This is a genomic window from Nocardioides marinus (assembly GCF_013408145.1).
In the GTDB taxonomy this organism is placed as follows: Bacteria; Actinomycetota; Actinomycetes; order Propionibacteriales; family Nocardioidaceae; genus Nocardioides; species Nocardioides marinus.
This window is the reverse complement of sequence record NZ_JACBZI010000001.1, coordinates 3,221,502-3,243,558: the sequence shown is the minus strand read 5'-3', so window position 1 is coordinate 3,243,558 and position 22,057 is coordinate 3,221,502. Positions and strand designations below refer to the sequence as shown.

23 protein-coding genes are annotated in these 22,057 nt (G+C 70.0%); 11 read left to right on the top strand and 12 right to left on the bottom strand.

Annotated elements, in window-relative coordinates:
- Positions 1 to 306: 306 nt before the first annotated feature.
- A complete protein-coding gene (mshD, locus tag BKA05_RS15380) occupies positions 307 to 1,152 on the bottom strand; it encodes a mycothiol synthase (RefSeq protein ID WP_179532216.1) in 846 nt (281 codons plus the stop codon).
- Between the two features lie 41 nt (positions 1,153 to 1,193).
- A complete protein-coding gene (locus BKA05_RS15375) occupies positions 1,194 to 1,934 on the bottom strand; it encodes a response regulator transcription factor (RefSeq protein ID WP_179532215.1) in 741 nt (246 codons plus the stop codon).
- Between the two features lie 107 nt (positions 1,935 to 2,041).
- On the opposite strand from BKA05_RS15375, the gene BKA05_RS15370 reads away from it, so the two are divergent.
- Positions 2,042 to 2,320 (top strand): MoaD/ThiS family protein, encoded by a 279-nt coding sequence (locus tag BKA05_RS15370; RefSeq protein ID WP_343045701.1) that lies wholly within the window; start codon positions 2,042 to 2,044, stop codon positions 2,318 to 2,320.
- A gap of 304 nt (positions 2,321 to 2,624) precedes the next feature.
- On the opposite strand, the gene BKA05_RS15365 is transcribed toward BKA05_RS15370, so the two are convergent.
- Positions 2,625 to 3,056, bottom strand: a complete 432-nt coding sequence (locus tag BKA05_RS15365) for an Hsp20/alpha crystallin family protein (RefSeq protein WP_179532213.1) — start codon at positions 3,054 to 3,056, stop codon at positions 2,625 to 2,627.
- Between the two features lie 127 nt (positions 3,057 to 3,183).
- Between BKA05_RS15365 and BKA05_RS15360 the strand changes: the two genes are divergently transcribed.
- Entirely contained in the window at positions 3,184 to 3,516 is a 333-nt protein-coding gene (locus tag BKA05_RS15360) for a MerR family transcriptional regulator (RefSeq protein WP_179532212.1), read from the top strand.
- 12 nt (positions 3,517 to 3,528) lie between these two features.
- The gene (locus BKA05_RS15355; protein WP_179532211.1) at positions 3,529 to 4,044 is read left to right on the top strand and encodes a TlpA family protein disulfide reductase; all 516 of its coding nucleotides are present in this window, start codon (positions 3,529 to 3,531) and stop codon (positions 4,042 to 4,044) included.
- Positions 4,045 to 4,090: 46 nt separating this feature from the next.
- Here BKA05_RS15355 and BKA05_RS15350 read toward each other — a convergent pair whose 3' ends face one another.
- From BKA05_RS15350 to BKA05_RS15335, 4 genes are all read right to left on the bottom strand, one after another.
- Positions 4,091 to 5,482 (bottom strand): HNH endonuclease signature motif containing protein, encoded by a 1,392-nt coding sequence (locus tag BKA05_RS15350; RefSeq protein WP_179532210.1) that lies wholly within the window; start codon positions 5,480 to 5,482, stop codon positions 4,091 to 4,093.
- Positions 5,483 to 5,557: 75 nt separating this feature from the next.
- Positions 5,558 to 6,367: a hypothetical protein gene (locus tag BKA05_RS15345; protein ID WP_179532209.1), complete on the bottom strand. Its 810-nt coding sequence runs from the start codon at positions 6,365 to 6,367 to the stop codon at positions 5,558 to 5,560.
- The gene (locus BKA05_RS15340; protein WP_179532208.1) at positions 6,364 to 6,888 is read right to left on the bottom strand and encodes a DUF6318 family protein; all 525 of its coding nucleotides are present in this window, start codon (positions 6,886 to 6,888) and stop codon (positions 6,364 to 6,366) included. Before BKA05_RS15340 ends, BKA05_RS15345 begins: the two co-directional genes overlap by 4 nt.
- A gap of 172 nt (positions 6,889 to 7,060) precedes the next feature.
- Entirely contained in the window at positions 7,061 to 8,098 is a 1,038-nt protein-coding gene (locus BKA05_RS15335; protein ID WP_298759988.1) for a GDP-mannose 4,6-dehydratase, read from the bottom strand.
- A gap of 265 nt (positions 8,099 to 8,363) precedes the next feature.
- Between BKA05_RS15335 and BKA05_RS15330 the strand changes: the two genes are divergently transcribed.
- From BKA05_RS15330 to BKA05_RS15310, 5 genes are all read left to right on the top strand, one after another.
- Positions 8,364 to 8,834, top strand: a complete 471-nt coding sequence (locus tag BKA05_RS15330; protein WP_179532206.1) for a DUF4395 domain-containing protein — start codon at positions 8,364 to 8,366, stop codon at positions 8,832 to 8,834.
- A gap of 157 nt (positions 8,835 to 8,991) precedes the next feature.
- Complete coding sequence (locus BKA05_RS15325; RefSeq protein WP_179532205.1) at positions 8,992 to 9,840, top strand: sulfurtransferase; 849 nt, start codon at positions 8,992 to 8,994, stop codon at positions 9,838 to 9,840.
- Positions 9,840 to 10,139: a DUF1416 domain-containing protein gene (locus tag BKA05_RS15320; RefSeq protein ID WP_179532204.1), complete on the top strand. Its 300-nt coding sequence runs from the start codon at positions 9,840 to 9,842 to the stop codon at positions 10,137 to 10,139. The genes BKA05_RS15325 and BKA05_RS15320 overlap by 1 nt, the downstream gene beginning before the upstream one ends.
- 328 nt (positions 10,140 to 10,467) lie before the next feature.
- Positions 10,468 to 10,842, top strand: coding sequence for a hypothetical protein (locus BKA05_RS15315; protein ID WP_179532203.1), 375 nt, complete (start codon positions 10,468 to 10,470; stop codon positions 10,840 to 10,842).
- A gap of 104 nt (positions 10,843 to 10,946) precedes the next feature.
- Entirely contained in the window at positions 10,947 to 12,683 is a 1,737-nt protein-coding gene (locus BKA05_RS15310) for a DUF4012 domain-containing protein (RefSeq protein WP_179532202.1), read from the top strand.
- A 113-nt stretch (positions 12,684 to 12,796) separates the two neighbouring features.
- On the opposite strand, the gene BKA05_RS15305 is transcribed toward BKA05_RS15310, so the two are convergent.
- The 4 genes from BKA05_RS15305 to BKA05_RS15290 form a co-directional block, all read right to left on the bottom strand.
- Positions 12,797 to 14,239, bottom strand: coding sequence for a polysaccharide biosynthesis tyrosine autokinase (locus BKA05_RS15305; RefSeq protein ID WP_179532201.1), 1,443 nt, complete (start codon positions 14,237 to 14,239; stop codon positions 12,797 to 12,799).
- 293 nt (positions 14,240 to 14,532) lie between these two features.
- Positions 14,533 to 14,889, bottom strand: a complete 357-nt coding sequence (locus tag BKA05_RS15300) for a phosphomannose isomerase type II C-terminal cupin domain (RefSeq protein ID WP_179532200.1) — start codon at positions 14,887 to 14,889, stop codon at positions 14,533 to 14,535.
- Between the two features lie 121 nt (positions 14,890 to 15,010).
- Complete coding sequence (locus BKA05_RS15295; RefSeq protein WP_179532199.1) at positions 15,011 to 15,298, bottom strand: DUF2516 family protein; 288 nt, start codon at positions 15,296 to 15,298, stop codon at positions 15,011 to 15,013.
- Positions 15,299 to 15,419: 121 nt separating this feature from the next.
- Positions 15,420 to 16,394 (bottom strand): asparaginase, encoded by a 975-nt coding sequence (locus BKA05_RS15290; protein WP_179532198.1) that lies wholly within the window; start codon positions 16,392 to 16,394, stop codon positions 15,420 to 15,422.
- Positions 16,395 to 16,459: 65 nt separating this feature from the next.
- Between BKA05_RS15290 and cysC the strand changes: the two genes are divergently transcribed.
- The 3 genes from cysC to BKA05_RS15275 are packed head-to-tail and all read left to right on the top strand — an operon-like array spanning position 16,460 to position 20,658.
- Complete coding sequence (cysC, locus tag BKA05_RS19810) at positions 16,460 to 18,373, top strand: adenylyl-sulfate kinase (protein WP_179532197.1); 1,914 nt, start codon at positions 16,460 to 16,462, stop codon at positions 18,371 to 18,373.
- Positions 18,370 to 19,401, top strand: coding sequence for a TSUP family transporter (locus BKA05_RS15280; RefSeq protein WP_179532196.1), 1,032 nt, complete (start codon positions 18,370 to 18,372; stop codon positions 19,399 to 19,401). The genes cysC and BKA05_RS15280 overlap by 4 nt, the downstream gene beginning before the upstream one ends.
- Before the next feature lie 39 nt (positions 19,402 to 19,440).
- Positions 19,441 to 20,658: a glycosyltransferase gene (locus BKA05_RS15275; RefSeq protein ID WP_179532195.1), complete on the top strand. Its 1,218-nt coding sequence runs from the start codon at positions 19,441 to 19,443 to the stop codon at positions 20,656 to 20,658.
- 119 nt (positions 20,659 to 20,777) lie between these two features.
- Here BKA05_RS15275 and BKA05_RS15270 read toward each other — a convergent pair whose 3' ends face one another.
- The gene (locus BKA05_RS15270) at positions 20,778 to 21,944 is read right to left on the bottom strand and encodes a nucleotide sugar dehydrogenase (RefSeq protein ID WP_179532194.1); all 1,167 of its coding nucleotides are present in this window, start codon (positions 21,942 to 21,944) and stop codon (positions 20,778 to 20,780) included.
- Between the last annotated feature and the right edge of the window lie 113 nt (positions 21,945 to 22,057).

Genomic DNA, 22,057 nt, shown 5'->3' with positions numbered 1-22,057 from the left:
CGCGACGTGAGGACAGGCGTGACCGTACTTCAGGCGGCATCGGATGCGTCGCCGGAGCTTCTTGAGCACAGGTTCTCCACCGGGATGGCAGGGATGGGGCAGGGGCCGGAACGGCGCTGTTCGGTCCCGAGGGGAGAGCGGGAAGGCTGCCGTACGCCGCGCACTTTAACTTTCCGCCGCCCGGAAAGCACTACTGCTTCGTCGTGGCGGATGGGTGATCTAGACCACATGCCCCCGGGGGTGTCTGACCTGCGCACATGACGCGTGTCGAGGCCGGATCCCCGGCCGGGGACGGGTGGTGTCCGCTCAGCGGCGATACATCACGTGGGTGTCACGCTGCTGGTGCGTGAAGCCCAGCTTGTCGCGGTAGATCCTGATCGCGGGGGCATTGTCGGACTCGACGTAGAGGATCACCTCGCGCACCCCCCGGTCGTGCAGGTGGTGCAGCCCGGCGAGGGTGAGCAGCCGCCCCAGGCCGCGGCCCTGGGAGGCGGGGGAGACGCCGACGACGTAGACCTCGCCGTGGTCGCGGTCGTGGATCTTGGTCCAGTGGAAGCCGAGCATCGTGCCGTCGGCGCCGGAGGTGGTGTCGATGGCGATGAGCAGCCCGGCGGGGTCGAACCACGACTCGGCGCACCGCTCGGCGAAGCCGGCCTCGTCCATCGCCCCCTGCTCGGGGTGGTCGGCGAAGGAGGCGGCGTTCAGCGCCAGCAGGGCGTCGGTGTCGGCGGGCTCGAACCCCCGGATGCGTACGCCGTCGGGCAGCTCGAGCGGCGGGAGCGGCTCGGCCGCGGGTCGGCGCATCACCCACATCTCCCGCACGACGTCGAAGTCGTGCCGCGCGGCCAGCCGGCGCGCCGCCGGGTGGTCGGCGTGCGACCAGGCCTCGAGCGAGCGACGGGGCCAGACGTCGGTGAGCAGCGCCTCGAGCAGCTCGCCGCCCACGCCGGAGTCACGCTGGTCGGGGTCGACGCAGAGGTGGATCTGGTCCTCGATGAGGAGGCCGAACCCCTCGGGGCGCACCCAGCCGCGCACGTCGTCGGGGCGCAGCCGGATCTCCAGCAGCGTGGCCTCGTCCAGCGGGCCGGTGCCGTCCGCGGCCTCCGCGCGGGCGGCGACGTGCAGGACCTGTCGGGTCTCCTCGGGGGTCACGCGCTCGAGGCTAACCCGCGCTCAAGGGGTCGATCGACGGCTCAGGCGTCGACGCGGGTCTCCTCGGTGATGCGGGCGTCGGACTCGGCCTGCTTGGACTCCTTGGTGGGGAGCACGAAGCGGTAGCCGACGTTGCGCACGGTGCCGATGAGGGTCTCGTTCTCGGGGCCGAGCTTGGCGCGCAGGCGGCGTACGTGGACGTCGACGGTGCGGGTGCCGCCGAAGTAGTCGTAGCCCCACACCTCCTGCAGCAGCTGCTGGCGGCTGAAGACGCGGCCGGGGTGCTGGGCGAGGAACTTCAGGAGCTCGAACTCCTTGAAGGTGAGGTCGAGGGTGCGCTTGCCGACCTTGGCGGTGTAGGTCGCGTCGTCGACGACGACCTCCCCGGAGCGGATGACGTGTGCGTCCGGGTCGGCGGCGTCGCGGGCGGCGCTGAGTCGTCCGATGGCCAGCTTGATGCGGGCCTCGAGCTCGGCGGGGCCGCAGGTGTGCAGCACGACGTCGTCCATGCCCCAGTCGTGGGAGACGACCGACAGGCCGCCCTCGGTGGTGACGAGGAGGACGGGGACCTCGGTGCCGGTGGTGCGGATCAGCCGGCACAGGTCGCGGGCGTGGGCGAGGTCCTGGCGGCCGTCGACGAGGAGCAGGTCGGCCTCGGGAGCCTCGAGCAGCGCGCTTCCCTCGGCGGGCAGGATCTTCACGTGGTGACCGAGCAGCGCGAGGCCGGGGAGCACCTCGGCGGAGGGCTGCAGGGCGCTGGTCAGGAGCAGGAGTGTGCTCATCTGTGGTCTCCTCCCAATGGGGCGGGGACCGAAACGCGACGCTGGGCTCCGGCCGTTGATACTTCACTCACCCTACAGAAATGTCCGCGTCACATAGGAGGCTTTCGGTGCTGGATGAGACGCAGATCATCGCGGTCCGCTACTGGGCGGGCGCCAAGCACGCGGCCGGCACGGATCGTGACGAGCTCGTGACGCGGACGGCGTTGACGCTGGAGGAGGTACGCCGTCGCGCGATCGACCTGCACCCCGGCACGCGGCTGGGCGAGGTGCTGGGGGCGTGCTCGGCGCTGATCGGCGAGCAGCCGGTGGGGAAGGCCGACCCGGCCTCGGTGACCGTCAGGCCCGGGGAGACCGTGGAGTTCCTGCCGCCGTTCGCGGGCGGGTGAGTGGGTCCTCCACGCGGCTTCCGCCGTCGAAGGCCCGCCCGCAGGCGACGGCAAGAGGAAGAGGCAGGAGCAACCACGCCAGCGCGGCCAGCGTCACCACAAGGGTTGTCTCCATGGGTCCTCCACGTTCTCTCCCGAGTCCGATACCCCACGTTCGACACCAGGAATCGGCTCGGATGGGTGGAACCTGAGGTGGTCTGGACCGGTCGGGGCGCCATGCGACCGCTGCGGACGTGCGCGAGGGCCCGGGAGCAGGTGCTCCCGGGCCCTCGTCCCGTCCTGTCGTGGCGTGCGTGACTCCCGATCAGGACTCGATCGCGGCGGTCTCCTTCTCGGGGGAGGCGCCGGCGATCTCGATCTTGCGCGGCTTGGCCTTCTCGGCGACCGGGACGACCAGGCGCAGCACGCCGGCGTCGTACGTCGCCTCGATCCGGTCGAGGTCGAGGTTGTCGCCGAGGACGAGCTGACGGCTGAACTGGCCGGTCGGACGCTCGGAGGCCAGTCGCTCCCAGTCGCCGTTGCGGGCGACGCGCTCGGCGCGGACGGTCAGGACGTTGTGCTCGACGTCGAGGTCGATCGACTCGCGGGAGACGCCCGGCAGGTCGAACTCGATGACGAAGCGCTCGCCCTCCCGCCACGCGTCCATCGGCATGACGGCCGGGCGGTTGGTGGTCCCCAGCAGCTGCTGGGTCAGGCGGTCGAAGTCACGGAAGGGGTCGGCGGTACGGAGCAGCATGGGGGTTCCTCCTCTGTGGTGTTCTCGGGTGCGGATGGCATTCGGCGGCGGGTCTGCGTGAGCCCCGCTTACCTGTATCAACGGTTACAGGTTTGTTGTATTCCGAAGATCATGGAAAATCAAGCCCATGAGCCCCTCTGCTCCCCAGCGCGGTCAACGACCGCACGCCCACCGCACGCACGGGGTGTTCGCGATCTCGGTGGCCGCGGACATGGTGCGGATGGAGGTGCAGAACCTGCGGGTGTACGAGCGGCGCGGGCTGTTGACCCCGGACCGCACGTCCGGGGGGACGAGGCTGTACTCGCAGGCCGACATCGAGGTGCTGCACCGCATCCGCGACCTGCTGGCCGACGGGCTCAACATCGCCGGCATCGCGCGGGTGCTGGAGCTGGAGGCGGAGGTCGAGCGGCTGCGTGCCCGGCTGGCAGAGGCCGACGGGAATGCTGCTCCCGGGCGCTAGGTTGATCCCCCTATGGGCACCGGTCTGACCATCGTCGTGATCGCCGTCGTGCTGGCTCTGGGCTTCGGCCTCTACCGCGCCCGCACCGACGGTCGCTTCAAGAACGCCCCCGGACGGCTGGTCGAGCAGCCGGACGAGGTGGCCGAGCAGCGAGGAGCGCCAGCGACGAGCGGGCGTCGAGACCACCCCACCGCTCCGGCCGTCGGCGCCGCCTGGACCGCTGTCCTGGAGGCGCTCCCGGACGCCCAGCTGGGGGAGCGCGCGACGCTGCTGCAGTTCTCCTCGGCGTTCTGCGCGCCGTGCCGCGCGACCCGGGCGATCCTGGGCGACGTGGCCGGCGTGGTGCCGGGGGTGGTCCACCTCGAGGTGGACGCCGAGCACCACTTGGAGCTGGTCCGTGCGCTCGACGTGCTCCGCACCCCGACCACGCTGATCCTCGACGCGTCGGGCACCGAGGCGACGCGCGCAAGCGGCGCCCCGCGCAAGGAGGCAGTGCTCTCGGCCCTCGACGGGATCGTCGAAGGCTGAGCGGCCAGCGGGTCGCGAGGCAGGTCTTCGCGCGGGCTCGGACGGCTCAGCTGCGGACCACGGTGTAGCCGGCGCCCGGAGCGGTCTCGGGCATGTTGCGCCAGTCGTGGAGCGGCTTGCGTCGGGCGAGCTTCCAGGCATGCGGCCCGTTGGGTGGATCTCGACGCAGGTCGAAGTCGCCGTCGTGGGCGCGTTGGTGGTGCCAGCCGCAGAGGGGCACGGCGTTGGTGATGTCGGTGCCGCCGCCGGCGGCCCAGGGGTAGGGATGGTGGATCTCGCACCAGGCGAAGGGTCGCTGGCAGCCGCTGATGGCGCAGGAGTCGTGGAGCTGGGCGAGTGCGTTGCGCTGGTGGCGGTCGTGGAGGCGCTGGCCGCGGCCGTGGAACAGGACGGCCTCCTCGCTGTTGAGGATGGTCGGCACGATCTCGGCCTCGCAGGCCAGGCGCTGCACGTGGGCGGCGGTGAGCTTCACGCCGTTGTCGAGCCGCCCGACGCCGAGTCGCTCCATGTCGTCGGAGAGGCGGCGTACGAGGTCGTCGAACTCGATGCGCACCAGCAGGGTCGTCGCGTTGCCCCCGCCGGTGAGGTGCCACCCGGTGGTGGGGAGGTGCTCGAGGAGCTCGCAGAACGCGCGGCCCTTCTTCTCCAGACCACCCAGGGTCCACCCGTCACCGTCCGCGGCGGCGTCGTCGAGGATCTCCTGACCCAGCGGCCCGGTGCTGCGCCGACGTGGTGCCGTGAGCTTGTCGAGGACCCAGCTGAACAGCTGCCCGTGCAGCTCGGGGATCGTGAAGCGCCCCGACCAGGTGCCGTCACCGTTGTCGGAGAGCATGAGGTAGGTCTCGCGCTCGGCGCCCTTGGACTCGCGGCCGAGCATGATCGCCTCGTGCTCGTCGGCGAGCTCGTGATCGATCGGGTCGAACATCCGGCGCGCGGCCTGACGCAGCCGCTTCGGGTCCATCGGCTTCCCGTTGCGGCGGCCCTCGCCCGTGGCCTTGCCGAGGATGAACGCCTCGGCGGTGGCGACCTGCTGCTCGGTCGCGCGCAGCGGCGCCTGCTCGGCGGCGTTGACGATGACTCGGACCTGGGCCTTGGTGACCCGGCCGGCGGCGAAGGCGTCGCGGGTCGCGTGGTATTTCGACTCGAGCAGGCGGGCGATCCGCAGGCCACCGGCATTCATCTCGCGGGTGTCGCCGGTGAACTCGACGGCCCAGGCGTCGGTGCCGGTCGCGGCGGTGCGCAGCGCTGTCTTGCGGCGGTCGGCCTCGGCGAGGACCGCGCCGCGCAGCGCGGCGGCCTGGGACTCGATGCGCGTGGCGGTGGCGAGCAGCTCGCCGAGCCGCTCCTCGGGGACGGTGCTGAGGTCGAGCCGGCGCAGCGAGTCGACGGAGGCGGTGGCCGCCTCGGTGACTCGAGTGTGCGCTGGGATCGAACTCATGTTCGAATCATACGCCGAGCCGCCGACATTGACCAGGGGTCGAGGCGGATCTCCGCGGATCTGTGGAGAACCGGCTCAGTCGTAGGAGACGAGCTGCGGCCGAGCGGTGGTGACCTCGAGCGGCTGTGGGGGAGAGGTGATGTCGACGGTCCCGTCGACGGGACGCCACGGGCCGTTGGGGAGTCGCCACCGTGCGGACCAGGTGGTGGTGAGCTGGAGCTGGACGGTGCCGGCCTTGGCGTATCGGTGCGAGACGTACTCGCTCATCGGCAGCCCCGCCCGCCAGGCCCGCCCCGGGTCGGTGGTGCTCAGGGTGCTGCCGTCGCCCAGGGTCCAGGTGAACTGCGCGGGCTCGATGTCGAAGGTGATCTGCCGGTTGAGCAGCTGCACGGTCTCGGTGAACGGCTGCGCGTCGGTGTGCAGGATCGTGTCGAAGTTGACCAGCGTGACCCCGCCCGGCGGCTGCACCTCCAGCGGCGACTCCGGCAGCGGGATGTGCTCAAACGCCTCGAGGATGCGCCCCGGGGTCAGCAGTTGCGGATCGGTTGATGTGCCTGGTTCTGCACAAGACGAGCCAAGATTGCGGGTGGTGCCGTCGGGATCGTGCTGCCAGACCCAATAGAGCGTGCCGTCGTTCCCACATTCGACTCGATCGCCGCACCCGAAGAACACCGACGGTCCTGCTCCGTCGCCACGCGAACAGGCGGGAGTCTGGCTGTAGGTCACCCCAGGGTTGGCTGAGGTGCCATTGGTAGATCCCGTCGAGTCGCCGGGCTTTACCTGGTCGACTTGGGCGTGGAGTGCGTTGGTCCCCGCCGTGACTTCGGGCTCATCGAGAGAGTGCACATTCGCCATCAGAATCAGACCGAGCAGAATCGAACTCATCCGCGGGTCTCCACGACGTCAACCTGCCAGCCTTGTCTCCAGGACAGCGTGAAGAAGTAGTCCGCTTCAAGGGCGGCTGACTCTTGACGCTGACCCTCCGGGGTGACGACTGTCTGCGCGGGGATCTTCATCGTCCCGCCCACGGCGACGGTCTGGCCTTCATCCGGGCTGCTGAAGTTGAGCTTCGACAGCCGCCAATCTCCGCCACGAATTTCGCCGCCCCCGGCGTAGGTCTCGTCGATGAACTTGATGAGCGATGCGCAACTCGAGCAGTCCGTGGCGGACACCGACTGGAGGCCCGCCGTGTCGCCTGACAGCGACGCGGCGTTGAGCTCAGCAACCCAGTGCTCCGCGAAGGCCATTGCCCCCTCGGGACTCTTCTCCTCCCACGCCTCCTTGATGGGCGCCGAGCTGCTGACCTCGCTGGGCGTGGGGGAGGGCTCCTCCTTGAAGCGTGGTTCCGGATCTCCGCCACAGGCGGAGAGGGTGAGGATGAGCCCCGCGGCGAGTCCCTGCGCCACGGCGTGTCGAACGGTCTTTCTCACTGCTGCTGCCTTCCCGAGAGTGCGCGCCCCGGCAGCGGGCGCGGGTCCACGCTAGGTGCTTACCCCCGATCGGGCGAGAGCGAACCCGGGCGCCTGTGGACAACGCGCCCGAGACTGCCGGAGCCCGTGCAGGACCCGCAAAGAGCGCTCAGGGCGTCAGGTAGGCCGAGGACTCCTCGGCGCCCGAGCGCAGCCGCTCGACGTCCACGCGCACCATGTGGGCGATGACGTCCTCGAAGGCCACGCTCGGCTCCCAGCCCAGCTGCTCGCGCGCCTTGGTGGGGTCGCCGACGAGCTCGGCGACGTCGGCGGGGCGCATGAGGGCGGGGTCCTGCTGCACCACGGCGTCGAGTTCGGCGATGCCCACGGAGGCGAAGGCCAGCTCCAGCACGTCCGCGAGGGAGCGGGAGACGCCGGTGGCGATGATGAAGTCGCCCGGCTCGTCCTGCTGCAGCACCAGGTGCATGGCGCGGGCGTAGTCACCGGCGAAGCCCCAGTCGCGACGGACGTCGAGGTTGCCGAGCGTCACGGACTCGGCCTGGCCCAGGGAGATGGCGGCGACGGCGGCGGAGATCTTGCGCGTGACGAAGTGCGCGGGTCGCAGCGGGGACTCGTGGTTGTAGAGCGTCCCGGTGGCGGTGAACAGCCCGTAGGACTCGCGGTAGTTGACCGTGAGGTGGTGGGCGAAGGACTTGGTGGCGGCGTACGGCGAGCGCGGGTGGTGCGGGGTGTTCTCGGTCTGCGGCTGCTGGTCGGTGACGCCGAACATCTCCGAGCTGGAGGGCTGGAAGAAGCGCGGCGCCCAGCCGTGCCGGTCGCGGAAGCGGATGAGCTCCTCGAGCATCCGCAGCACGGCCATGCCGTTGGCCTCGGCGACGGTCTCGGCGGCTCCCCAGGAGGCGCCGACGGAGGTGAAGCCGGCAAGGTTGTAGACCTCGTCGGGCCGCAGCCCCTCCAGGACGGCTGCCCAGCCTTCGTGGTCGCGCTGGTCGAGGTCGACGAGGGTCACGCCGTCGAGGTAGGCGTAGGCCCGGCCGAGCGTCGTGGGGGCCCACCGGGAGCCGGGACGCAGCGTCCCGACCACGTGGTAGCCCAGGGACAGCAGGTGTCGCGCGAGGTAGACGCCGTCCTGGCCGGCGACGCCGGTGATGAGCGCCGTACGCCGCGACGCGCCTGTTGAAGCCACGCGCGCAGCGTAGCGGAGTCGACTTATCCCAGATTGTGGACGCGAAGACCGCATCGTGAGATCCGGATTGGGAATAGATCGGGGCCCGGACTTACTGTTCCTGTCATGTCCACGACCTGGCTCACGAAGCGACGCGCAGTCGACTACTGCCGCTCGCGCTCGAGCCTGTGTCGTACGTCGATGCGCTGACCCTTCCCCTTACCAGCCGCTCGACCACCTCGCCGCGTCCTCGAGACGCCGCAGCCGAGGTGCCCTCAGGAGAGACATGTCCACCACGCTCAACCCCACCTCCACGCCGGTCGCCCCCACGGCGGCCCCGGCCGGCATCGACCCGCGCGGCCCGCAGTTCGCGGCGTCGCTCACGGCGGTCGTCCTGGTCGCCGTGCTGCTGCTGCCGCCGACGGCGGCACTGGCCCTGACCGCGGTCCAGGCGGCGCTCTTCGCGCTGGGCGCGGCCCGCGGGGTGCAGCGCACGCCGCACGCGTGGCTGTTCAAGACCTTCGTGCGGCCGCGGCTCGCCGCCCCGACCGAGCTCGAGGCTCCTGAGCCGCCGCGCTTCGCCCAGGCCGTCGGCCTCGGTTTCACCGTGGTCGCCCTCATCGGGTACGCCGCCGGCGCGGTGGTCGTCGCCCAGACGGCGATCGGCTTCGCGCTCGTCGCCGCCCTCCTCAACGCCGTGTTCCGCTTCTGCCTCGGCTGCGAGATGTACCTGCTGTTCCGCCGCGCCACCTCCTGAGCGCACCCCGGTCTCGACGCCCGCTCGCTGGCGCTCGCTGCTCGACCAGCGTGCGTCGGTGGTCGAGCAGTGAGGCGCGCCAGCGCCGAACGCGCGTCGAGACCACCCACCAAGCAACCGCAACCACACCGCTGTACTCGATCGAAAGGCATCAACCATGACCCGCGAGAACACCCTCGTCTCCGCCCAGTGGGTGGAGGAGCACCTGGACGACCCGAAGGTGGTGCTGGTCGAGGTCGACGAGGACACCGCCGCCTACGACAAGGGCCACATCAAGGGCGCCATCAAGCTCGACTGGACCACCGACCTGCAGGACCAGGTCCGTCGTGACTTCGTCAACAAGGCGCAGTTCGAGGCGCTGCTCTCGGACCGCGGCGTCGCCAACGACGACACGGTTGTCCTCTACGGCGGCAACAACAACTGGTTCGCCGCGTACGCCTACTGGTACTTCAAGCTCTACGGCCACCAGGACGTCAAGCTCCTCGACGGTGGTCGCAAGAAGTGGGAGCTGGACTCCCGCGAGCTGACCGACGAGCTGCCCAGTCGCGAGAAGACCTCCTACACCGCGACCGAGCAGGACTCCTCGATCCGCGCGTTCCGCGACGAGGTCGTCGCCGCGATCGGCACGCAGAACCTCGTCGACGTCCGCAGCCCCGACGAGTACGCCGGCCGCCTGATGGCTCCGGCGCACCTGCCGCAGGAGCAGGCGCAGCGCGCCGGCCACATCCCCACCGCCGCGAACGTGCCGTGGAGCAAGGCCGCCAACGACGACGGGACGTTCAAGTCCGACGACGAGCTGCGGGAGATCTACAGCGAGGCCGGCGTCGACTGGAGCAAGGACACCATCGCCTACTGCCGCATCGGCGAGCGCTCGAGCCACACCTGGTTCGTCCTCAAGGAGCTGCTCGACCAGGAGAACGTCAAGAACTACGACGGCTCGTGGACCGAGTACGGCTCCCTCGTCGGCGTCCCGGTCTCCCTGGGTGACGAGAAGGGTGAGGCCTGATGTGCGGCGCCACTGAGGGCGGCCTGTCCCTCGACGGCGTGAACGTCGCCAAGGAGGCCGTGGTCCAGGGCCGCGTCGTCCGCGGCGGCGAGCCGGTCGGCAACGCCTACGTGCGCCTGCTCGACCGCACCGGCGAGTTCACCGCCGAGGTCCCCACCTCGGCCACCGGCCACTTCCGCTTCTTCGCCGGTGACGGCGAGTGGACCCTGCGCACCCTGGCCCCCAAGGCCGACCCGGTCGACCGGGTCGTCCAGGCCCAGACCGGCAGCGTCGCGGAGGTCGAGATCTCCGTCGGCTGATCAGCCCATGCGCGGTCGAGCCGCCCGGCCCCTCCATGGGGCCGGGCGGCTCGTGTGTTGATGGTCGAGCAGGCGAGCGACAAGGAGCCGTCGTCGAGACCCAGCGAGAGGCAAGCCCACCGCAGGCGCAGACCGGCGATCCAGTGTCCAGACCAGCCCAACATCGCGTTACGTCCGGGTTACGCTGCGGGAGTTCCGGTGAACTTTGCCATCGGAACCGCCCGATTCCCGAGATCAACTCGCCAACCACCCCCCGGGTGTGGTTGTCTTTACTCCGTCCAGACCCAGTCCGCTAGGTGCCCAGGCGCCACATGGGGAGTCTCAAATCATGAAGAAGCTCATCGTCGCGATCCTCGCGGGGTTCATGCTGTCCTTCGTTGGCGCGCCGGCCCTCGCTGCTAAGTACGAGCCGACCACCGACACCAACGTCAAGCCCAAGGTCAAGGGTTCCGACCCGAAGCCGGGCAAGAAGAAGCGCATCATCGTCAAGTCCGGTGTCCAGGGTGACGCCGGCCAGTGCACCGGCCGCTTCGTCGTCATCTACAAGGCCGGTAAGAAGGTCGCCCGCCAGCGTTCGAAGCCGGCTGACAACCGCGTGGCCTTCAATGGCAAGGTTCCCGCCGGTACGACGAAGATCATCTTCCTCTACCAGCGCGGCAAGAAGGACCCCTGCGACAAGTCGAAGTCGTCGATCTCCATCTGACGCTGACTCCCTGAGGCACCCGACGACCCCCGCCCCTCGGGCGGGGGTCGTCGTGCGTCCGGACACCGGCCATCTGTCCCCTCCTCCGTCGATAGGGTCTCTGCATGTCTCGCCGACGCGTCGTCCTGCTCTCCGCCGGCTCGCTCCTGTTGCTCCTCGTCGTGCTCGGCCTGCTGGTCGGCTGGAGGGCGATGGAGGTCAACGACTCCCTCCAGCAGGCGGTGCGGGACGCCGAGGCGCTGCAGACGGCGCTGGAGTCGGGCGAGCAGGAGGACATCGACGGCGCGTTGTCCGCGCTGCAGGAGAGTGCGGGGGAATCCGCCGACCTGACGGACGGGCCCCTCTGGTCGCTCGCGACCTGGGTGCCGTACGTCGGGGACGACGCCTCGGGTGTGCGGACCGCGGCCCGGGTCGTTTCCGACCTCGCCGACAACGGGGTCGGCCCGCTGGCCGAGACGGCGACCCAACTCGACCGACTGCTGCCCAAGGACGGCCGGGTCGACACCGACGCCGTCCGTGACCTGCAGCAGCCGGTGGCCATCGCCGCGGAGTCGCTGATGGCGGCGAGCGAGGACCTGCAGGCCGAGGACAGCTCCCGCTACATCGACCGCTTCCGTGTGAAGTACCGCGAGCTCACCTCCCTGGTGAGTGACGCCGCACGAGCGATGGACTCGGCACAGGTCACGGTCGGCCTGCTGCCGGAGGTGCTGGGCGCCGAGGAGCGCCGCAACTACCTCCTGGTCTTCCAGAACAACGCCGAGATCCGGGCCACCGGCGGTCTGCCCGGCGCGATGTCGATCATCTCCACCGAGGACGGCCGGATCTCCCTGGGCCGCCAGGACTCAGCGAACCAGTTCGGGGAGCGGGCCACCCCCGTGCTGCCGCTGACCGAGGACGAGAAGGCCGTCTACACCGAGAAGCTCGGCACCTTCGTGCTGGACGCCAACTTCACCCCGGACTGGCCTCGGGCGGCCGAGCTGATGCGCGCTCGGTGGGAGGAGGTGCATCCGGAGCGGCTCGACGGCGTGCTGACCCTGGACACGGTGGCGGTGTCCTACCTGCTGGGGGTGACGGGCCCGGTGCAGGTCGGCGACTACAGCCTGACGTCGGACAACGCGGTCGACACCCTGCTCAACCAGGCCTACATCGATTTCCCCGAGCCGGCAGCGCAGGACGCCTTCTTCCGGCTGGTGGCCAAGACCGTCTTCGAGAAGGTCGCCTCGGGAGAGATCGGCAAGCCCCGCGAGCTGCTCCGCGCACTGGTGCGTGCCGGAGACGAGGGTCGGGTGGCCGTCCACCTGACCGATGACCTCGAGCAGAAGACGATCGCCGCCCGCCGCGTGGCCGGCGCGACCAGGGATGCCGACGGCGTCGCTAAGGGGCTCGACGTCACGCTCTTGGACGGCACGGGCTCGAAGATGTCCTACTACCTCGACTACCGCACCCGCGCCTCGGTCACCGCCTGCACGGCGGAGACGGCTCGTGTGCGGGTCACGACCACCTTGGTCTCGGCCCCGCCCGACGACCCGTCCTCCCTGCCGCGCTACATCACTGGTGGAGTGAACACCGGGACCAAGCCGGGCGACCAGCTCGTCCAGGTCCGCCTCCTCACCCCGTCCGACGGTCGCATCCGCGCGTTCACGATCCGCGGCAAGAAGTACGGCCCGCGCTCGCTGTTCCTCGAGGACCGGCAGGTCAGCACCGCCTACCTGCTGCTCGAGCCAGACCAGCCGGCCGACGTCACCTGGGTCGTCGACGTGCCGCGACGTGGCGAGATCCCGGTGCGGGTCACGCCCGGCATCGACCCGAGGGATTACTCGAGCACGCTGCGGGGCTGCTGAGCGTCACCCGGCGGAGGCAGCAGCAGGGTCGGGTCCGGCGGCTCAGTCACACGCAGCCATCGTGTGACCGCGGTCCGCGGTCCGCGGCCGGCGCACCGGAGATCGGGTGAGCCTCAGTCGGTGGTTTGGGCGGTCGCCTTGTTGCGGCGCTTGCCCTTGGGTGCCTCGACCGCAGGTTCGGGCGCGTAGCCGTACCCGTAGCCGTACCCGTAGCCGTACCCGTAGCCGCCCCGGCGACGGGACGGGGTCATGTTGAGGATGAGGCCGACCAGCTCCGCGTCGACCTGGGCGAGCCGGTCCTGCGCCTGGGAGAGCTGCTCGCGGGTGGTCTTTCCGTGGGCGGCGACGACGATCGCTCCGTCGGCCTGCACCGACAGCAGGGCTGCGTCGGTGACCGGGAGGAGCGGCGGGGCGTCGATGATGATCGTGTCGAAGCGGTCCTTGGCTCGGGTGAGCATCTCGGCCATCGCCTTGGACTGCAGCAGCTCGGCCGGGTTCGGCGGGACAGCGCCGCTGCCCATGACCGTGAGCCCAGAGACGGAGTGCTCCTGGAGCGCGTCCTCGAAGGCGACCTTGCCGACCAGCACGGTCGTCACCCCGACGGAGTTGTCGAGGCCGAGGGCGAGGGATGCCTTGGGGCGGCGCAGGTCGCACTCGATGAGCAGCGTCTTCTGGCCGGCCTGCGCCAGGGTGATGGCCAGGTTGACCGCGGTCGTGGTCTTGCCCTCGCCGGGCACTGCCGAGGTGACGACGAAGACCTTGGTGGTGGTGTCGACGTCGACGAACTGCAGGTTGGTGCGCAGCACGCGGAAGGCCTCGACGCGCGGCGCGTGCGAGGCCAGTGAGGTCACCAGCGGCTCGGTGCGGATCGACGGGTCGTAGCCGATGGTGCCGAGCAGCGGTGCGTCAGAGGTCTCGCGAAGGTCGTCGGGGGACTTGATGGTGGTGTCGAGCAGCTCGCGGAGCACCGCCACGCCGAAGCCGAGCAGCAGCCCCAGCACGACGGCCAGGCCGAGGTTGCGCACTGGCTGCGGGGCCACCGGGACCGTGGGCAGGGAGGCCGAGTCGACGATGCTGGCGGTGATGAGGGGGACGCTGGCTCCCGCGGGTGTCTCGAGGCGGCGGACGAGGTCGCTCAGGGCGGTGGCGTAGGACTGCGCCAGCGCCTGCGCCATCGTGGGAGACGGGTCGGTCACCGACAGGTCGATGATGACCGTCTCGGGCACGACGGTGGTCTCGACCTCGTCGAGCAGCTCGGCGGCGGTGAGGTCGACGTCCAGGTCGTCGATGACCCACTCGGCGAGCTCGCGGCTCTTGCCGACGAGGTCGGCGTACGACGTCACACGCTGCTGGGAGAAGAGGCCGCCCTGGTAGGCGGCGCCGGCGGTCTCGCCTGAGTCGCCGGCAGAGGTGGAGACGAAGACCCGAGCGGTCGACTGGTACTGCGGGGTGGAGGTGAAGGTCCACGCAGCCGCCGCCCCCACGACCAGCAGGGTGAGTGTCGCGATCAGCAGCCACCGCCGCCGAAGGATGCGCAGGTAATCCCGCAGTTCCACAGAGACTCCGTTCGTCGGCGCGCCGGGACTGCGCGTCTGCGCAAGACCCTAACCGACGGATGTTTCAGCCAGCGACTCGCTCAACCAGCGGGCCAGGAGCCCCTATCGCCGGTGGTCGTGCAGCGACGAGCGCCAGCGAGGAGCGGACCCCGAGTCCACTCTCCCTCCTCCTGGTGGAGGAGGCGCGCCAGCGCCGCGCCCGCTGGTCGAGGAGGCGCGCCAGCACCGGACCTCCCGCTGGTCGAGGAGGCGCGCCAGCGCCGTCTCGAGACCCCGTGACCCGGGAGCCAGCCTCACACCGCAGCCGGAGCCCGCCCGTAGTCGTCCTCGAGCCGGCAGATGTCGTCCTCGCCGGTGTACTCCCCGAGCTGCACCTCGATGATCACCAGGATCTCGTCGTGCATGTTGGTGATCCGGTGCGGCTGGCCGACCTCGACGTAGATCGACTGACCCGCGGTCGCGAGGACGGTCTCGCCGTCGATGACCGCTGTGCAGGTGCCGGCAGCGACGACCCAGTTCTCCGCGCGGTGCTCGTGGGTCTGGTAGCTCAGGCGCTGACCGGGGTTGACTTCGATCCGCTTGACCTTGAACCCATCGCCGGCGTCCAGCACGTGCCACTCGCCCCACGGACGGATCTCGAAGTCCTGCATGTCATCCCCCAGGTCAGCAGGAGCGGCCCTACGCCGCTCGTCTCCTCTGACACTAGGGACGCCGATACACACCAGGTCCCGCGCTGATCCTCAGTTCATCCACAAAGCACGCACAGCGCGCTCAGCGGCGCCGCAGCCCGGCGATGGCCGGCCGCACGTCGGCGAGGTAGACGAACGCAGCGATCGTGAAGACGATGTTGAGCAGCCCCAACGGCCCGCCCAGCAGCAGCTGCACCACCACGCCGAGCCCGAGGATGAGCGTCCAGGCGGTCTTCGTGAGCTTGCCGGCCGCCTCGTACTCCTGGTTGGAGTGCATCAGGGAGTTCACGAAGGCGAAGATCTTCACCACCAGCAGCACGAAGGCCACGACGAGGTAGAAGTTCAGGTCCAGCGATCGCACGTCCAGCACGCCCGCAGCCTACGAGATGGCCTGCACAGATGATGGGGACGTGGCCGGCGGCTGAGGTGCGAGCGAGTCTCTGTGCTGGTCGAGCAGCGAGCGCCAGCGAGCGTCGTCGAGACCCCGCAACCTAGATCGCAGCCCGGATCTCCCCGACCGGCACCCCGCCACCGAGCAGCACGTGCGCCCCCGTACGCCGCACGGCCTCCGCGTCCACGCCCGCCAGGTCGAGCACCCCCGACCGCTCGAGCGCAGCCGCCATCACCACGGGCCGAGCCCGGGCCCCCCCGTCGTCGATCTTCAGCGCGAACGCCCGCCCGTCCGGCAGTGCTACGGCGTAGCACGCCTCTGCCCCGGCCTTCCCGATCGCACCGGGCACAGCCCGCAGCAGCGCCAGCTCGTCGCGGGTCGAACCAGAGACCAGCTCCGGGTGGGCCCGCACGGCCTCGGCGACCTGCTGCTGCGGGCCGCCGGAGGCGCCGGCAAGGGCCCGGAAGGCCCGCGCCAGTCCGGTGAGCGAGGTGGAGAGGAGCGGTGCCCCGCAGCCGTCCACGGCCACGGTCTGCACGGGCTCTCCCGTCAGCCGGGAGAAGGTCTCGAGGATCTGCTGCTGCAGCGGATGGCCCGGGTCGAGGTACCTCCCTTGGTCCCAATCGTTCGCCACGCAGGTGGCGAGCATCGCGGCGTGCTTGCCCGAGCAGTTCATGAAGAGCCTGGACGGCTTGGCACCCGCGCGCAGCGCCTCGTCTCGCACCGAGTCGATCATCGGCCAGTCGACCGGGCACTGCAGGTCGTCCTCGCTCAGCCCGACCCGCTCGAGAAGTCGCTGCACGCCCTCGAGGTGCATCGGCTCCCCGGAGTGCGAGGCACAGGCCAGTGCGAGCAGGTCGGAGGGCAGGTCCAGCCCGGCCTCGACCATCGCGACGGCCTGCAGCGGCTTGTTGCAGGAGCGCGGCAGCACGGGGGAGTCCACGTCACCGAGCGACCACTCCACGCTCCCGTCGGCGGCGAGCGCCACGACAGAGCCGTAGTGGCGCCCCTCGACGAACCCGGAGCGCACGATCTCGGCCACCACGGCCTGGGGGGAGCGGGGGAGCGAGGTCATGGACGCGAACGTAGCCCCGCACCGCCCATCCCCTGAAACTCGACTACTTCTGTCAAGATACTCGGGTGAGTGCCCTCCCGCAGTTCTGCCCGACCCCGCGCGAGCTCGACGACCTCGAGCTCCTCGCGACCGGTGCCCTCGCCCCCCTGACCTCGTTCACGGTGCTGTCCGGCGGCCCCACCGCTGGTCGAGGTGCGAGCGAAGCGAGCCTCGAGTCCCTCATCTCGCTCACCCTCCCCGAGGACGTGCATGCCGCCGCCGAGGCAGCCGGCGGGGTCGAGCTCGTCGACCCCGAGGGCCTGCCGCTGGCGCGCGTCGTGGTGCCTGGCGGCACGGTGGAGCCGCTCACCCACGCGCAGTACGGGCCCTTCCGCGACCTCTACCTGACCCCGGCCCAGGCGCGCGAGCAGTACGCCGGTCGCACCTGGGTCCCCGTCACCGACGCCCTCACCGAGGCGCAGGTGGGCCAGGTGCGCTGCCTCGGGCCGGTCGTGCTGGTCGCACTGGTCGGCACCGGGACCCCGGACCTCTCCCCGGTGGCGCTGATCCGCGCGACCCGCCTCGTGGCCCAGACACTGCCGGATGCCGCGGTCGTCGCCGTCCCGCTGGCCGCCCACGACGACCCCCAGGCCGACCACGCGCTCGGCGTCCAGGTGCTGGCGACGTACGCCGGCGGCGACCCCGTGGTTGCGCTGGCCGACGACCCCGACGGCGACTACGCCGACGTGGTGGCCGACGTGGTGGCCGCGGACCGTCCGGCGCCCGACGAGCAGGGGCTCGTCCTGTTCTTCACCGGCCTCTCCGGCAGTGGCAAGTCCACGCTGGCGCGCGCGCTGATGGACAAGATCCTTGAGCAGGGTGGCCGCACCATCACCAGCCTCGACGGCGACGTGGTCCGCCGGAACCTCTCGGCCGGGCTCACCTTCTCCAAGGCCGACCGGGAGACCAACATCCGCCGCATCGGCTGGGTGGCCGCCGAGATCAGCCGTCACGGCGGCCTGGCGGTCGTCAGCCCGATCGCCCCCTTCGACGAGACTCGCCAGCAGGTGCGCGCGATGGTCGAGGAGGCCGGGGGAGCGTTCTTCTTGGTCCACGTGGCCACCCCGCTGGAGGAGTGCGAGCGCCGCGACCGCAAGGGTCTCTACGCGAAGGCCCGCGCCGGGGAGATCCCGGAGTTCACCGGCATCTCCAGCCCCTACGAGGTCCCCGAGGACGCCGACGTCCGCGTCGACACCACCGGCCGCTCCATCCCCGACGCCCTCGACGACGTCATCGTGGCACTCAAGGACGCCGGCTACCTCGACCTCCCGCTCTCCACGATCGACGAGGCGACCGCACCGGCGGTCGAGCAGCGAGCGCCAGCGAGCGTCGTCGAGACCCCGCAACCAGGGTGGTCGAGCAGCGACGAGCGCCAGCGAGGAGCGGGCGTCGAGACCCCCCTCCACGTCCTCTTCGTCTGCACCGCCAACATCTGCCGCAGCCCCTTCATGGAGCTCACCGCCCGCCACGTGGCCGGCGAGCTCGGCGCAGCGGACGCGATCGAGTTCCGCTCAGCAGGGACCCACGGCTTCACCGACCACCCGATGAACCCCGAGATGGTGGTTACCCTCCAGCCCCGAGGCATCGCCGGCCACGAGGAGTTCCGCAGCCGCCCGCTGACGAAGGCCGAGCTCGAATGGGCCGACGTGGTCCTGACGGCCGAGGCCGATCACCGGCAGTTCATCCTCGACGACCACCCGGCGTTGTTCCGCAAGGTCTTCACCCTGGGCCAGTTCGTCGAGTCCCTCTCCGGTCAGGACGACCTGCACGGCCCTGAGCTCCTGACGGCCGTCGGCGCACACCGCACCACGGCGTCTGCCGACCTCGACGTGGCCGACCCCTACCGACGTGGCCCGGAGGCGTGCGAGCGCGCCGCAGCCCACATCGAGTCCCTCCTCCGCGCGGCCCTGGCCGCCCTCGCCCCCAAGGGGTCCGCGTGATCGACATCCTCACCCTCACGGCCCTCTCGATCGCGGTCGCCGGCTTCGTCGTCGGTGTCGTGGTCGGGTTGACCGGCATGGGCGGCGGCGCCCTGATGACGCCGGCGCTGATCTTCCTCGGCGTGGGCGGCGGCGAGGCCGCCACGGTCGTCACGGCTGACCTCACCGCGGCCGCGGTCTACAAGACCGGTGGCGCGGTGGTGCATGCCAAGGAGGGCTCGCCGAACCTCAAGCTCGCGATGTGGCTGATCATCGGCTCGGTCCCGATGGCCTTCGTGGGGCCCTACATGGTCAAGGCGTTTACGACCGACGCCGAGGAGCTCGACCGGGTGCTCAAGCTGAGCATCGGCTTCGCGCTGCTCTTCGCCGCGGCGACCTATGCGCTGCGGCTCTACATCAACCTCCGGCGTGTCCGCTCCGGCGGCGACCCGGGTGACCCCAACCCGCCGGTACGGCCGATCCCGACGCTGCTCGTCGGGATGCTCGGCGGCCTGCTGGTCGGCATCACCAGCGTGGGCTCGGGCTCGGTCATCATGATCGCCCTGCTGATGCTCTACCCGGGGCTCTCAGCTGTGAAGTTGGTCGGCACCGACCTGGTGCAGGCTGTCCCGTTGGTGCTGGCCGCGGCGATCGCCAACATCGCTATCCACGGTCTCGACTGGGGCATCGCGATCCCACTGATCCTAGGCTCGGTGCCGGGCACGCTGCTGGGCGCCAAGATCGCGCCGCGTGTCCCGCAGTCCTACATCCGCCGCGGCATCGTGGTGGTCCTGACGATGTCGGGCGTCGCGCTGCTCGACAAGGCCGGATGGGCGCCGCTGGGCCGCGAGGAGACCCACCCGGTGCTCATCGCCGTCGTCGGCCTTGCCGTGCTGCTCCTGCTCCCGATCATCTGGGGCTTCCTGCGCAAGGAGCAGGGGCTGCCGTTCATGGGCGCACCGACGGTCAGCGAGCTCGACACCTGGAACTACGCGGGACGCCGGTCGTCGTCGCCACGTGACGAGGACGACGCACCGCCTCAGGCCTGACCAGGAAGAATGGCGACGCCCACGACTCCGAGGAGACCCATGTCCCGACCCCGCGTCCTCGTGCTTGGCCTCAACTACGCCCCCGAACAGACCGGCATCGCGCCCTACACGGCAGGAATGGCGTCGGGCCTTACCGAGGACTTCGACGTCGACGTGGTGACGGCGCACCCGCACTACCCGGAGTGGAGGGTGGCCGACGGGTACGGAGGTTGGCGCTCGCTGGAAGAGATCGATGGTGTCCGCGTGCACCGGGTCAAGCACTACCTCCCCCGCACCCCGACCGGGGTGGGACGGATCCTCAGCGAGGCGGCCTTCACGACTCGGGCTCTGGCGCCTGGAGTGGCCCGACCCGATGTCATCATCAGTGTCTCGCCCGCGCTGGCCCCGGTTGCTTCAGCGCTGACGCTGGGGCGACGCTGGGGTGTGCCGGTCGGCGTGGTCGTGCAGGACCTCTACAGCAAGGCATTCGCCGAGCTCGGATTGCTCGGTGGCAAGTTTGATGGAGCGGTGCACAGATTCGAGCGGGCTCTGCTTCGCAGGGCCTCTGGGGTGGTGGCCATCCATCAGCGGATGGCCGACGTCATCAGCCGTGACTTCGGCCTGGACCGACGCGGCCTTACTGTCATCCCGAACTGGACCCACGTCACGCCGGCCACCGGGGATCGCGAGGCGCGACGTCGAGAACTGGGGTGGGATGACGGGCGGATGACGGTCGTGCACGCGGGCAACATGGGGGCCAAGCAGGGGCTCGAGCACCTGTTGCCAGTCGCCCAGTTGTTGGACGACAGAGGCGCGTCGGTGCGGTTGGTGCTGATCGGCAACGGCGGTCAGCGCGTGGCACTCGAAGAACTCGGACGCGGCATCCGATCTCTCGAGTTCATGGATGCCCTACCAGCCGAATCCTTCATGGACACGCTGGCGGCAGCGGACGCCCTCCTGCTGCACGAGCGCCCGGGCATGAAGGAGATGTGCGTGCCGTCGAAGCTCACCACCTACTTCGCTGCTGCGCGTCCGGTCGTTGCCGTGACGGAGGCCGAGAGTGCGGCAGCCCACGAGGTTACGATGAGTGGAGCTGGAACGGTCGTGACACCAGGAGAGCCGGAACGTTTGGCAGACCAACTCGAGGCTGTTGCTGTTGCCGACCTCGACGCCGTGGGCTTCGCCGGACTCAAGTATGCCCGCGAGGCCCTCTCTGCTGATGCCGCGATCGCTGGATACCGGGCTTGGGTCCTGTCCCTGTTGTCTAGGGGGCAGTGATCTGCAGCCTAGGCTGCCGGCTTGGGACGGTGCCCCCTCGTGCGCCCTTTCTGTCCCGCGAACCTCTCAGCGTTTTCGTATCAAGGCGAGGGAGAACGGGGCTATTCGGGCTTCGCCCGCTAGTCCCTTCCGTAGATGTCGCGGGTATAGACGCGGTCCTCGACGTCGTCGAGCTCCTCGGCGCGGCGGTTGGCGATGATCAGGTCGCAGCGGGCCTTGAACTCTCCGAGGTCGTGGACGACCTCAGAGTTGAAGAACGAGTCAGAGTCGAGGGTGGGCTCGTACACGACGACCTCGACTCCCTTTGCCTTGAGCCGCTTCATCACGCCCTGGATGGAGGACATCCGGAAGTTGTCCGAGCCCTCCTTCATCACCAGGCGGTAGACGCCCACAGTTCGGGGGGAGCGGCGCAGGATGTCAGCGGCGACGAAGTCCTTGCGGGTCGTGTTGGCAGTGACGATCGCGCTGATCAGGTTCTGCGGGACGTCCTGGTAGTTGGCCTGGAGCTGCCGGGTGTCCTTGGGCAGGCAGTAGCCGCCGTAGCCGAAGCTCGGGTTGTTGTAGTGGTTGCCGATCCGGGGGTCGAGACCGACGCCCCCGATGATCTGGGCGGTCGACAGCCCGTGGCGTGCGGCGTAGGTGTCGAGCTCGTTGAAGTAGGCCACCCGCAGCGCCAGGTAGGTGTTGGAGAAGAGCTTGATCGCCTCCGCCTCGGCCGAGTCAGTCAGCAGGACGGGAACGGTCTTGTCGGCCGCCCCTTCGACCAACAGGTCGGCGAACCGCTTGCCGTCCTCGGTGCGGTCGCCCACCACGATGCGGGAAGGGTGCAGGTTGTCGTGGAGGGCTCGTCCCTCACGGAGGAACTCGGGGCTGAACACGATGTGCGCCCCCAGGTGCTCGCCGCGCATGCGCGCGGTGAAGCCGACCGGGACCGTGGACTTGACGACGATCACGGCTGTGGGGTTGATCTCGCGCACGTCGCGGATCACCTGCTCGACGGTGCGCGTGTCGAAGTGGTGGGTCGCAGGGTCGTAGTCCGTCGGGGTCGCGACGACGACGAAGGAGGCCGCGGCGTACGCGGCCGTGGTGTCCGTGGTCGCCCGGAGGTCGAGCGCCCAGTGGGCGAGGTACTCGCTCAGGTCGTCGTCCACGATGGGGCTGCGCCGCTCGTTGACGGCGTCGACCCGTGACTGGTCGACGTCCACGGCCCACACCTGGTGATGCTGGGCGAGGATGACGGCGTTGGCAAGGCCCACGTAGCCCAGGCCGGCGACGGCGATCTTCATGGCTCCTGGGTACGCCGCGGCAGCGACCTCGTCGTGAACACCGGCAGTCGTCACGACGACGCAACCTCGACGACATAGTCGTCGGTAAAGATCGTCGGGCCATGAGAACCGAC